We start from the raw sequence: 12,709 nt of genomic DNA on the forward strand, positions 1-12,709 counted from the left end.
CCGTAAGGCTTGATCCTATAACCGGTGTGTCTTGCCCGGTGTATAGCGTTCCGCCAATGTGCCAGGCCACATACAGCACAACCTACCTTTACTACACCCAGATTCGTCGCGCTGACGCGTTCAGCGTGACAACCCCTTATGCCTGGTGACCATAGCGAGTTGGAACCACCCCTTCCCATCCCGAACAGGACCGTGAAACAACTTTGCGCCGATGATAGTGCGGATTACCCGTGTGAAAGTAGGTCATCGCCAGGCTCTTATGCTCAGAACCCCTCAGCGCTTCCCGCTGAGGGGTTTTGTTTTTTTGCAACGCGAATTCGCGTCAGGGTACCGGAGCATTCCTGCGTACCAACCCATCTGATATCTTCGTCCCAAGTTTTCGGTTTTCTGCCGAAAACGAAGCAGTCTGCAACAGCAAAGCCGTGGTGCCAAGTTGGAGCAATGACGTAGGACAGGCGCCGTAGCGGCACAGAAAAGTATTCGGGTTGGGGGAAGTTATGCGGGCCAAGATATTGCGGCCAGTGGTTTGGACTGGTGTGGCCGGCGCACTGCTGCTTGGTGGGTGCGCTTCGACGGTGCATCCGCCTGACGATCCATCCACGCTTGCGGCCGCGTCTGCGGTCGATTGCAAGACGTTTGCGGCCAAAGCGTCCCAGAAAGCCTCCCAAAACGCCTCCATACAGGCGGCTGTAAGCACACTCCCTTCATCCCTCGATCCCCTTGAAATTGCCAATCGCGCCGGCCATCCGGATGCCGATGCTGGTGGTGGGGACAGCGAGGGCGATACCGTCATCACACCGCCGTTGGCAACGCTGCCGCTGTTCTCGACGGCCGCCGACGCCAAACGCATGCCGTCTGGCTGGCAACCCTGGACGGTCAATCGCAACAAGACACCAACCCGCTACGCGCTGACGCAGGTCGACGAGCGCGTGGTGCTGCATGCGGAAGCCGACAGTTCGGCGTCCGGTCTCTACGTGCCGCTCGAGCAGCGCACCGCCGGTGGCATTCGCTGGACGTGGAAGACGCGTGACGTGATCCGTGGCGCGGACAATGGCGAGAAGCAGCGCGAAGATGCGCCGTTGCGTCTGTTCGTCGCGTTTGACGGCGATCATTCGACGCTGTCGCTGCGCGATCAGCTGATGTTCGAGATGGCGCGCATCACGACGGGGCGCGAGATGCCCTATGCCACGCTGATGTATATCTGGGGCGGACGTCGTGCCGAAGGCACGGTGCTGTCCAACCCCCATACCGATCGCGTGCGCATGATCGTCGTCGATTCCGGTTCGCGCCATGCCAATGAATGGCGTTGCCACGAGCGGGATCTGCGCGCCGACTACAAGAAGGCGTTCGGTACCGATCCCGGCAAGGTGATCGCGGTGGGTCTGATGACCGATACCGACAATACCAAGTCGCGCGTCGAGGCCTGGTACGGCGACATCGCGCTGGACTGATGTCGATCGCTTAAATGGAACAGGTCAGCGGTTCGGGCTTGTCCGCGAGGGCGAGCAGCGCGAACGACGCTAGCCAGTGGGTGGCCACGTAGTGGCCGTCCGCGGCCTGCGGCAGCGAGGCCTCGAGGTGTGCCGACCATGCGCGCACCGCCAGCGGTCGCAACGGTTCGGGTAACGCCGGCTCCAGCAGGCGCCAGCACCACGCGCGCGACAGGTTCAGGCCGTCGAGATGCGACAGCTTGGGATCCGAGCGGTCGCTGACCATCACGGGCGTCATCCACGTGGCCAGATCCGCCTGCGTGGGCGCGAACATCTCCCACCATTCATCGAAGTCGCAGCCGTCAAGCACATAGCGCATCAACACCGCTTCGGTCATGCCCCCCGAGAGGAACTCATCGCCGCCCGGTTCGTAGCGCGCCGGATACCGCTGATCGTGGCCGAACCAGCGATGGGCACGACGCACGATCGCGCGCTTCAGCGCGGGATGCGAGTCGGTGTTCGCGTACGACAATGCCATGATCAGCGCGAAGGCGCTGTTGAAGTGCGTGCCCGTACGAATCGGGAAATCCGCGATATCCAGGTAATCGATCAGGCGTTGCGCGAGGTAATCGGCCAGGGGCGCGCACGCTTCGGCCCAGTGCATTGCCTGCGCGTCGGTCGCCGCCAGCGTGTGCAGTTCTGCCTGCAGGCGCAGGACCCATGCCCAGCCGTAGGGACGTTCGAATGTGCGAGCGCCGCTATGCTCGAAGTACGCGAGCTCGATGGCGATGGCGTCCGGGCGCAACTGCGCATCGAGCGTGGCGCGGATCTCGGTGGCGATGTCGAGCGTGGGTCGCAAGGCGAGCACGCGCACCAGCAGCCAGTGCATGTGCACGCTCGAGTGCCAGTCGTAGCTGCCGTAGAACACCGGATGCATCGCGATCGGCTCGGCGATATCGTCGGGGCCGGTCATCAGGTGATCGACCTTGTACGGATAGCGCCGTACGATGTTGTCGAGCGCGACGCGCGCGAAGCGCGCAGCAGTGTCGTCATCCAGCAGCGTAGACGTCATGGGAAATTATGCTCAGGCCGGCGCGAGCCATTTCTCCACGAGCTTGACGAAGAACGTCGAGCCCACGGGCAACAGGTCGTCGTTGAAGTCATAGCTCGGGTTGTGCAGCATGCACGGACCCATGCCATGGCCGGACTCGCGATGCTTGCCTTCGCCATTGCCGATGAACAGATAGCAGCCAGGCTTCTCCTGCAGCATGAACGAGAAGTCTTCGGCGCCCATTGTCGGCTCGTAGTGGCCATCGACATTGTTCGCGCCCACGAGCTCGCTCGCGACGCCGACCGCAAACTCGGTCTCGGCGGGCGTGTTGATGGTCGGCGGATAGTTGCGGTGGAACGTGAATTCGACAGTGCAATCGAAGGCCTGTGCTACGGCGCGCGAGACTTCTTCCATACGGCGCTCGATCAGATCCAGCACTGGCACAGTGAAGGTGCGCACGGTGCCGCCGAGCCATGCTTCGTTCGGTACGATGTTGGTGGCATCGCCCGCGTGGAACTGCGTGACCGAGATCACCGCGGTGTCGATCGGGCGCTTGTTGCGCGTGATGATGCCCTGCAATGCCGAGACGATCTGCGCGCCGGTGAAGACGGGGTCGGCGCCGTTGTGCGGCATTGCCGCGTGCGCGCCCTTGCCGCGCACCACGATCTTGAACTCGTTGCTCGATGCCATGAACGGCCCGGCGGTAGTGCCGAACGAACCGGCCGCCATGCCGGGCCAGTTGTGCATGCCGAAGACCGCGTCGCACGGGAAACGCTCGAACAGCCCGTCCTTGATCATTTCGCGCGCGCCGCCACCGCCTTCTTCGGCCGGCTGGAAGATCAGGTTCACGGTGCCGTCGAACTGGCGATGCTGGGCGAGGTAGCGCGCGGCACCGAGCAGCATCGCGGTGTGGCCGTCGTGGCCGCACGCATGCATCTTGCCCGTGTGCTGCGAGGCGTGGCCGAACGTGTTGGCCTCCTGCAGTGGCAGCGCGTCCATGTCCGCGCGCAGACCGATGGCGCGGTTGCTGTTGCCATTGCGGATGACGCCGACGAGGCCGGTGGTGCCAAGGCCGCGATGTACCTCGATGCCCCACGACTCGAGGCTGCTGGCGACGAGATCGGACGTGCGCTGCTCCTGAAAGCACAGCTCAGGGTGCGCGTGAATGTCTCGTCGGAGCTTCTGTATTTCGGCTTGCGCCTGAAGAATTTCGGGAAGGAGTTTCATGATGCCGGCGGGGGTCGGGCCTTTGCAGGCCATTGGGGACACACCGGGATCATGCCACGAGAGCCACCAAAGCGCCAAAGCATGCACTTTCGATCACGCGGCCAATCACGTGACCAGGCACGCGGATGAGCACAAGGATGGACGCAAGGATGGACGTAACTGCGGCCGCAAGGACAATCGCGCGCGATTGCGGGTGGGTTTTCACGCATGGCGTGGAGGGGTTACTGCTGGAACAGTTCATGCTTGAAGTGCCCGGCCAGCCGCGTGAGATTCCACGATACGTAACGTGCCGCACCAAAACGGCGCGACGCGGCTGAATGATTTCGATGGTCAGTCCATTCAGATTCCAATTAGGGGGATTCGCGCGATGTTCCTTCGTCACGTCAAGGGGGCGGCCGGAAAGGCGGCCCGTCAGCTATGCGGGGCCGCATTGCTCACTGGTGCGCTGGGCCTGATGGCCGCGGCACCGGTTCAGGCAGCGGACCTGAAGATCGCCATGAGTTCGCCGCCGACCTCGATGGATCCGCACTTCTACAACCTGTTCTCGAACATCAACGTCTCGGAGCACGTCTTCGACACGCTGATCAAGCTCGATCCGGACAGCCGCGTGATTCCCGGCCTGGCCGAGTCGTGGAAGCTCCTCAACGACACCACGTGGGAATTCAAGATCCGCAAGGGTGTGAAGTGGCACGACGGTACCGAGTTGACTACCGAGGACGTGGCCTACGCGCTTGATCGTCCCGCGACGATCCAGAACAGTCCCGGCAAGTTCGACGTCTACACGAAGGCCATCGTCAGCAAGAAGGTCATCGACAAGTACACGATCCAGCTGATCACCGCGCAGCCTTATCCGCTGATGCTGAACGACCTGACGTCGGTGTTCATGGTGCAGAAGAAGGCGACGCAGGGCCTCTCGTCGGACGACTTCGCCCAGGGCAAGGGCATGATCGGCACCGGTCCGTTCAAGTTCGTGAGCTACGCGCGCGACGATCGGGTCGAGCTGGTGCGCAACCCGGATTACTGGGGACCGAAGCCCGCGTGGGACAAGGTGACGCTGCGCTTTATCCCGAACCCGGCCACGCGTCTGGCCGCCCTGCTGTCGGGCGACGTGCAGGCGATCGAGAACGTGCCGACGCCGGATCTGCCGAAGGTGCGTCAGGATCCGAAGCTGAACTTCTTCTCGAAGATCTCGCATCGCGTGATCTACCTGTACTTCGATACCAAGCGCGACAATTCGCCGTTCGTCACGACCAAGGACGGTCAGCCGATGGACAAGAACCCGCTGAAGGACGCGCGCGTGCGCATTGCCATCAGCACCGCGATCAATCGCCAGGGTATCAAGGACCGGCTGATGGAAGGCCTGTCGGAGCCGACCAACAACCTCGTGCCGGCGACGCTGTTTGGCTATAACCCGGAGCTCAAGACGCTCAAGTACGATCCGGAAGCGGCCAAGAAGATGCTGGCGGACGCGGGCTATCCGCAGGGCTTTGGCCTGACGCTGCATACGCCGAACAACCGCTACGTGAACGACGAGCGCATTGCGCAGACGATTGCGCAGAACCTGACGCGCATCGGCATCGTGACCAAGGTGGAAGGCTCGCCGATGGCCACGTATGCGTCGAAGGGCGGCAAGCATGAATGGTCGTTCGGCCTGGTCGGCTGGGGTGCGCAGACGGGCGAGGTGAGCTCGCCGCTGCGCGCGCTGCTCGCGTGCCAGGACTCGAAGAAGGGTTTCGGTACGGTGAACTGGGGCGAGTACTGCAATCCGAAGCTGGATACCGTGCTCGAGAAGGCCCTGGCCACCGTGGACGACAACGAGCGCTCGAAGCTGCTGCAGGAAGCGACGGCGATCGGCGTGCTCGACGGCGGTATCATCCCGATCCATCATCAGGTGACGACGTGGGCGACGATCAAGGGCATTTCATACACGCCGCGTACCGACGAACGCACCTATGCGCATAATTTCAAGCCGCAGTGATGGACGTATCGCAGTGAGTCGGCTGTAGTCTGGCAGTCGATTAAGAGTAGATTGACGAAACACGGCCGGCACGCCATGCGGTGTGCCGGCCGACTCGTCTGGCGGTCCGTATGGAGCGCCGGCAAAAGGATAGTGTCCCCAATATGCTGGTCTTCATCATCCGGCGGCTGATGCAGAGCGTTGTCGTGCTGCTGGTCATGTCGCTGCTCGTCTTCCTTGGCGTGTTCGCCATTGGCAATCCGGTCGATATCCTGATCAGCCCGCAGGCGGACCAGGAAGACATCCGGCGCACCATCGAAGCGCTTGGTCTCGACAAGCCGTTGTGGGAGCAATACGGGATCTTTCTGCAGAACGCGCTGCACGGGAATCTGGGCACGTCGTTCGCGCATGGCACCCCCGCGCTCAAGCTGATCTTCGAACGCATGCCGGCGACGATGGAACTCGCAATCTGCGCCATCCTGCTGGCCGTGGTGCTTGGCATTCCGCTCGGCCTGATCGCCGGCCTGCGCCCGAACAGCGTACTGGCCAAGTCGATCATGACGATCTCGATCCTCGGCTTTTCGCTGCCGACGTTCTGGGTTGGGCTGATGCTGATCGTGGTCTTCGCGGTGCAGCTGGGCTGGCTGCCATCGAACGGTCGCGGCGAGACCGTGTCCGTGCTCGGTGTGCCGCTGAGCTTTCTGACGATGGACGGGATTCGCCATCTGATCCTGCCCGCGATCACGTTGTCGCTGCTCAATATCGCGATGGTGATCCGCCTGACGCGCGCCGGTACGCAGGAGGCGATGCTGCAGGACTACGTGAAGTTCGCGCGCGCCAAGGGGCTATCGAACTCGCGCATCGTCGGCGTGCATGTGCTCAAGAACATCATGATTCCGATCGTGACGGTGATCGCGCTGCAGTTCGGCTCGATCATCGCGTTCGCGATCGTCACCGAGTCGATCTACGCGTGGCCCGGCATGGGCAAGCTGATCATCGACTCGATTCAATTGCTGGACCGGCCCGTGATCGTCGCGTACCTGATGGTGGTCGTGACGCTGTTCATCCTGATCAACCTCGTGGTCGACATTGTCTACAGCATGCTCGATCCGCGGGTGCGCATCGCCGACAACAAGGGCTGACGTCATGAGTCTGACTACCGCACCGCAAGAAACCCCGCGCTCGCCGACTCCGGTCGCGGCCGCCAAGCCGCAGCGCGAGCAGACGCCGTGGCGCCGCTTTGTCGCGCAGTTTATCGCCAGCAAGCTGGCCGTGACCGGGCTGATCGTGCTCGTGGTGATTCTGCTGATCGCGCTGTTTGCGCCGCTGCTGTCGCCGCAGAATCCGTATGACCTGTCATCGGTCAATATCCTCGACAACTTCCGCCTGCCCGGCGAGCGCGGCGACGACGGCATGCTGTTCGTGCTCGGTACCGACGAGCAGGGCCGCGACATTCTGTCGGCGGTGATGTACGGGCTGCGCATCAGCATTGCCGTGGGCGTGGTGAGCACCATCATCGCGCTGGTCGTCGGCGCGACACTGGGGCTGCTGGCGGGCTTTCTTGGTGGCCGCATCGAAGCGATCGTGATGCGCGTCGCGGATCTGCAGCTGTCGTTTCCGCCGATCCTGCTCGCGCTGATCCTGCTGGCGCTGCTGGGCCGCGGCATTGGCAATATCGTGATCGCGCTGGTGGCTGTGCAATGGGCGTATTACGCGCGCACCACGCGCAGCGCGGCACTGGTCGAGCGCCGCAAGGAATATATCGAGGCCGCGACATGCCTCGGCCTGCCGACGGGACGCATCATGTTCCGGCACCTGCTGCCGAACTGCCTGCCGCCGCTGATCGTGATCGCGGCGCTGCAGGTGGCTTCGGCGATCACGCTCGAGGCTACGTTGTCGTTCCTCGGGCTTGGCGTGCCGGTCACGGAACCGTCGCTGGGCTCGCTGATCGCCAACGGGCAGCAGTTCCTGCTGTCGGGCAAGTACTGGATCAGCTTTTTCCCCGGCATCGCGCTGGTGACGACGATCGTCGCGATGAATCTCGTCGCCGATCAGTTGCGCGACGTGCTGAATCCGCGTTTGCAGACGCAATGACGCCATGAGGCCATGACGAGGAATACAACGATGAGTCAGCCTACGTTGGTGGTGGAGAATCTGAAGACGCAGTTCGCGACGCGCGCTGGCATTGCGCGTGCTGTCGACGACGTGTCGTTCTCGGTGCGCCGGGGCGAGATCATGGGTCTGGTCGGCGAGTCCGGCTCGGGCAAGTCGATGACCGGCTATTCGATCATGGGATTGATCGATGCGCCGGGCAAGGTCGTCGATGGGCGCATCGCGCTCACGAGCCGCGATGGCGTGACGCGCGACCTGCGCGCGCTGACGCCGGCGCAGCAGCGCGACGTGCGCGGCAACCGCATCGCGATGATCTTCCAGGATCCGATGATGACGCTGAACCCGGTGCTGCGCATCGACACGCAGATGATCGAGGCGGTGCTCGCACACGAGAATGTCAGCAAGGCCGTGGCGCGCGAGCGCGCGCGCAATGCCCTGGCGCGCGTCGGCATTCCTTCGCCGGACGAGCGACTGCAGGCGTATCCGCATCAGTTCTCGGGCGGCATGCGGCAACGCGTGGCGATTGCGATCGCGCTGCTCAACAAGCCGGATCTGATCATCGCGGACGAGCCGACCACCGCGCTCGACGTGACGATTCAGGGCCAGATCCTGTACGAAATGCAGACGCTATGCCGCGAGTCCGGCACCGCGCTGATCTGGATCACGCACGATCTGTCCGTGGTGGCCGGCCTGGCCGACAGCGTATGCGTGATGTACGCGGGCAAGATCGTGGAGTCCGGCAGTGTGCAGCAGGTGCTTGAACATCCCGGACATCCTTATACGCATGGGCTGATCGGCTCGGCGCCGTCGCGCAATCCGCGCGGCACGCCGCTGCGGCAGATTCCCGGCATGACGCCGTCGCTGCTCAACCTGCCCGGTGGCTGCTCGTTCCGCGAGCGCTGCCCGTATGCGACCGATATCTGCAAGACCGAGCCGCCGCTCGCGCAAACGGCCGATGGCCGCGGGCTGCGCTGCTTTCATCCGGTCGCTGCGCAACAGGAGGCCGCATGAATGCACCCGTGATCGATCCCACGCGCGCCTCGGGGGCCCCGGCCGCGCGCGCATCCGCGAGTGTCTCCGATACGGTCGAGGGCACGCCCTCGGCGCCGTTGCTGGAACTACGGAGCGTGTCGAAGCGCTTCGTGAAGTCGCTCGATGTCGCCGCGAAGATCGCCAATGTGCTGGGCGCGCGCATGCGCGAGGAAGTCGTGCACGCGGTGGATCGTGTCGATCTGTCGATCCGCACGGGCGAGGTGGTGGGGCTTGTCGGTGAATCGGGCTGTGGCAAGTCCACGCTCGGCCGCATGGCGGTGGGCCTGCATTCGCTGACCGAGGGCGAGCGCTTCTGGCGCGGTACCGACCTCGACCGCCTGCCGCCCGAGAAGCGCCGCGAGCGGCAGCTGGCGATCCAGATGATCTTTCAGGATCCGTATGCCTCGCTGAACCCGCGCCTGCGCGTGCTCGATATCGTCGGCGAGGCGCCGGTGGTGCACGGTATCGTGCCGAAGGCCGAACAGAAGGCGTATGTCGAAGACATGCTGGTGCGCGTGGGACTCGATCCGACCGTGCTACGGCGTTTTCCGCATCAGTTTTCGGGTGGCCAGCGCGCGCGCGTCGGCATTGCCCGCGCGCTGGCGGTGCGGCCCGAGTTTCTGGTCTGCGATGAATCGGTCGCGGCGCTCGACGTCTCCATTCAGGCGCAGGTGTTGAACCTGTTCATGCAGCTACGCGAAGATCTCGACCTGACGTATCTGTTTATCAGCCACGATCTGGGCGTGGTGAAGCACATCAGCGATCGCGTGGTGATCATGTATCTGGGTCGCGTGGTGGAGTCAGCACCGACCGAGGATGTGTTCGCGTCGCCGAATCATCCCTATACGCAGGCTTTGCTCGCGGAAGCGCCGAAGCTGGAGGTGGGCAAGAAGACGTACGTGGCGATTCGGGGCGAGATCCCGTCGCCGCTGCATCCGCCGACGGGTTGCCATTTCCATCCGCGTTGTCCGCATGCGATGGAACGCTGCCGCAGCGAGCAGCCCGCGTTGAAGGAGATCGCGCCGATGCGGTGGTCGGCGTGCCACCTCAACGATATGGGGTGAGGCGTGAGGAGACCCTCTCCCTGTCGGGAGAGGGTGTTCTGCTTCAGCGAATAACGACGCCGCGCGAATTGATGATCGTCATCTCGACGAACTTCGAACCGACGTGGTTGTCCGGTCCGAACTGGACGATAAAGCCGCCGAGGTCGACGTTGCGCATGCCTTCGACCGTCGTCACGAATTTCTCGCGCGTCAGGTCGCGGCCGGTACGGCGCAGGCCTTCGACGAATGCCTTCGCGGCGATAAAGCCTTCGATACTTGCGTAGTCGAACTCGTTCTGGCGGCCCGCGACCTGCAGCAGACGCAGGTATTCGCGCACTACCGGCAGCGTCGCGTTGCCCGGATGCGGCATCACCTGCGAGATGATCACGCCGCTGCCTTGCGGGCCCACTTCCTTGGCCAGCGCCTGCGTGCCGACGAACGACACGTTATAGAACTGACCGCTATAGCCGCGGCGTAGCGCTTCCTTGACGAAGGAGCCCGCAGTCCGGTACGCGCTGACGAGCACGATCGCGTCCGGCTTCGCCTTCATCGTTTCCTGCATGGCATCGCCGATCTCGACGGTGTTGCGGACCACGCTGGACCGTGCGACCAGTTGCACGCCGCTGTCGCCGGGCAAGGCCCGGATCGCGTGTTCGACGCCTTCGAGGCCCGACTTGCCGTAGGCGTCGTCGTTGAACACCACGGCGACACGCTTGAGACCGGTGGTGCGGATCTGCCGCACGATGGCCTGGGTTTCCTCGTCGTAGCCCGCGCGCACGTGGAACACATAGCGGCTGCGCGGATCGCGCAGCGACTGGGCGCCGGAGAGCGGCGCGAAGAATGGTACGTGTGCCTGATTGGCGAGCGGCACCGCGGCCTGCGACGTCGGCGTACCCACGTAGCCGAACAGCGCAAAGACGCGCGTATCTTCGATCAGTTTCTTCGTGTTCTTGACGGCTTCGTCCGGCTCATAGCCGTCGTCGAGCACCTGCAGGTCGATGCGACGACCGAACACGCCGCCCTGCTGATTGATGTAGTCGAAATAGAGCCGCGCGCCCGCGTTCATCTGCTTGCCGAGCGCGGCAGTCGGGCCGGTCAGCGCGGCGGACTGGCCGATGACGATCGTGTCCGCGGTGACGCCGACTTCGGCGGGCGCGGTGTTGGCCGCGAAGGCGGCGCCAGAGATGCCGCCAATACCTGTTGCGCCGATGGCGGCGCACGCCACCAGCAGGCCGGCGAGCTGCCGGCGCTTGACCCCTGCTTGCAAAACCATTGTGATAGCCCCGTCAATCAAACCATTGTGCGTGCTGCGCTACGCGGCCTCCGGTCTGTCGCCGGTGCATGATTGTTGCGGGCCAGCCCGGCGTTACGCCGGGCCTTCCGGCCCCAAAAGGGGCCGGGAAGCGCCCGGATATCATAATCGAAGACCGGCAATTGCAAGCAAAATATGACGGTTTCGGCTGTTGCGGCGAGGCAGGCGCGCCACACACAAGGCGGCGCGAGACTGGAGAGCAGGTGATCGGGGCGGGGGCTTGGCTGGGCTTGAAGGGGCGGTTAGCGGACGGCCAGTCCGCGCGCATTGAGGATGGCCAGCTCCACGAACTTCGAGCCGAGGTGATCGTCCGGCGAGAACTGGATGTCGTAGCCGCCCAGATCGGTGGCGCGCATGCCTTCCAGCGCGGCGATGAATTTGTCGCGGGTCAGGTCGCGGCCGGCGCGCCGCAGCCCTTCGACGAAGGTCAGCGCGCCGATGAAACCTTCGAGGCTCGCATGGCTGTTGGCATTGGCCTCGCTGGCGGCGTTCAACAGGCGCTTGTAGTCGCGAACGAGCGGAAGCGTGCCGTTGCGCGGGCTCGGCATGACCTGCGAGACCACGACGCCGGCGGCTTGCCCCCCGAGCGCCTTGGCCAGCGAGGTGGTCCCCACCGAGGACAGGCAATAGAACTGGCCTGCGTAGCCCTGTCGCAGCGCCTCGCGGATAAAGGCCGCGGCGGTGCCGTAGGCGCTGATCACCGCGATCGCGTCGGGCTCCTGCGCCAGCACGGCGGTGGTGGCGACACCCACATCGACGGCGTTGCGCTCCACGGCATGCCGGCCGGTGATGTGCAGGTCGGCGGCGGTCCGGGCCTGCACCGCGTTGGCGATGCCTTCGAGACCCTCGCGGCCATAACTATCGTTGTTGTAGACCACGGCCAGGCGCCGCAGCCCCGAAGTAGCAATCTGTCGCACGATCGCCGCGGTTTCCCTGTCATAGCCGGCCCGCACATGGAACACGTGACGGTTGAAGGGACTGCGCAGCGCGCGGGCGCCCGTCATGGGCGCGATGAACGGGATGCGTGCCTGCTGTACCAGCGGTAATACCGCGAGGCTCATGCTGGTGCCCACATAGCCGAACAACGCGAACATGCCGTCGACGAGCAGCGTGCGGGTGTTGCGTTTGGTTTCTTCGGGATCGTAAGCGTCGTCGAGCGCGCGCAACTCGATCTGGCGGCCGAAGATGCCGCCCTGCCGATTGACCTGGTCGAAGCACAACCGGGCGCCGCGATTCAGGTGGATGCCGAGCTCGGCGGCCGGTCCCGTCAGTGGCGCGGACTGGCCGACGAGGATGGTGGTGGCGCTGACGCCGATCTCGGGCTTGGCGTTGGACCTGGTGTCTGGCGTGGAGGGCTGGGACTGCGCGGCATTGGCCCGAAGCGCCCAGAGTGGGGGCAGCGCGCAGGCAAGCTGGCCGCAGAAGCGCCGGCGGTGTTGTTGTGGTCGTGAATCCATATCTAAACGCGTGTGCGCAGGGGGTGGCGGTGAGGACGCAGGAGCGTACGGCGGGCCGCCGACCAGAGGCTGGATTCGAATACAATCC

At 64.1% G+C, this 12,709-nt stretch carries 10 protein-coding genes and 1 rRNA gene; 7 read left to right on the plus strand and 4 right to left on the minus strand.

Annotated elements, in window-relative coordinates; translation table 11 throughout:
• Positions 1-141: 141 nt before the first annotated feature.
• Positions 142-255 (plus strand): 5S ribosomal RNA (gene rrf, locus LDO41_RS20020).
• A 242-nt stretch (positions 256-497) separates the two neighbouring features.
• Positions 498-1,451: a DUF3047 domain-containing protein gene (locus LDO41_RS20025; RefSeq protein ID WP_223991441.1), complete on the plus strand. Its 954-nt coding sequence runs from the start codon at positions 498-500 to the stop codon at positions 1,449-1,451.
• Positions 1,452-1,461: 10 nt separating this feature from the next.
• Here the strand turns inward: LDO41_RS20025 and LDO41_RS20030 are convergent, their stop codons facing one another.
• Together LDO41_RS20030 and LDO41_RS20035 are read right to left on the minus strand one after the other, a co-directional pair.
• Positions 1,462-2,502: a DUF2891 domain-containing protein gene (locus LDO41_RS20030; protein WP_223991443.1), complete on the minus strand. Its 1,041-nt coding sequence runs from the start codon at positions 2,500-2,502 to the stop codon at positions 1,462-1,464.
• A gap of 12 nt (positions 2,503-2,514) precedes the next feature.
• Entirely contained in the window at positions 2,515-3,708 is a 1,194-nt protein-coding gene (locus LDO41_RS20035) for a M20 aminoacylase family protein (protein ID WP_223991445.1), read from the minus strand.
• A gap of 454 nt (positions 3,709-4,162) precedes the next feature.
• Between LDO41_RS20035 and LDO41_RS20040 the strand changes: the two genes are divergently transcribed.
• The 5 genes from LDO41_RS20040 (at position 4,163) to LDO41_RS20060 (ending at position 9,873) form a co-directional block, all read left to right on the plus strand.
• Complete coding sequence (locus tag LDO41_RS20040; RefSeq protein WP_223992071.1) at positions 4,163-5,686, plus strand: ABC transporter substrate-binding protein; 1,524 nt, start codon at positions 4,163-4,165, stop codon at positions 5,684-5,686.
• 143 nt (positions 5,687-5,829) lie between these two features.
• Positions 5,830-6,807, plus strand: a complete 978-nt coding sequence (locus LDO41_RS20045; RefSeq protein ID WP_223991447.1) for an ABC transporter permease — start codon at positions 5,830-5,832, stop codon at positions 6,805-6,807.
• 4 nt (positions 6,808-6,811) lie between these two features.
• A complete protein-coding gene (locus LDO41_RS20050; RefSeq protein WP_223991450.1) occupies positions 6,812-7,759 on the plus strand; it encodes an ABC transporter permease in 948 nt (315 codons plus the stop codon).
• 30 nt (positions 7,760-7,789) lie between these two features.
• A complete protein-coding gene (locus tag LDO41_RS20055) occupies positions 7,790-8,788 on the plus strand; it encodes an ABC transporter ATP-binding protein (protein WP_223991452.1) in 999 nt (332 codons plus the stop codon).
• Positions 8,785-9,873 carry an ABC transporter ATP-binding protein gene (locus LDO41_RS20060; protein WP_223991453.1) on the plus strand — a complete coding sequence of 363 codons (1,089 nt, stop codon included), beginning with the start codon at positions 8,785-8,787 and terminating at the stop codon, positions 9,871-9,873. Before LDO41_RS20055 ends, LDO41_RS20060 begins: the two co-directional genes overlap by 4 nt.
• 43 nt (positions 9,874-9,916) lie before the next feature.
• Here LDO41_RS20060 and LDO41_RS20065 read toward each other — a convergent pair whose 3' ends face one another.
• Together LDO41_RS20065 and LDO41_RS20070 are read right to left on the minus strand one after the other, a co-directional pair.
• Positions 9,917-11,125 carry an ABC transporter substrate-binding protein gene (locus tag LDO41_RS20065; protein WP_223991455.1) on the minus strand — a complete coding sequence of 403 codons (1,209 nt, stop codon included), beginning with the start codon at positions 11,123-11,125 and terminating at the stop codon, positions 9,917-9,919.
• Positions 11,126-11,406: 281 nt separating this feature from the next.
• Positions 11,407-12,621 (minus strand): ABC transporter substrate-binding protein, encoded by a 1,215-nt coding sequence (locus LDO41_RS20070; protein WP_223991457.1) that lies wholly within the window; start codon positions 12,619-12,621, stop codon positions 11,407-11,409.
• Positions 12,622-12,709: the final 88 nt, after the last annotated feature.

The organism is Cupriavidus pampae (genome assembly GCF_914271485.1).
Classification (GTDB): Bacteria; Pseudomonadota; Gammaproteobacteria; order Burkholderiales; family Burkholderiaceae; genus Cupriavidus; species Cupriavidus pampae.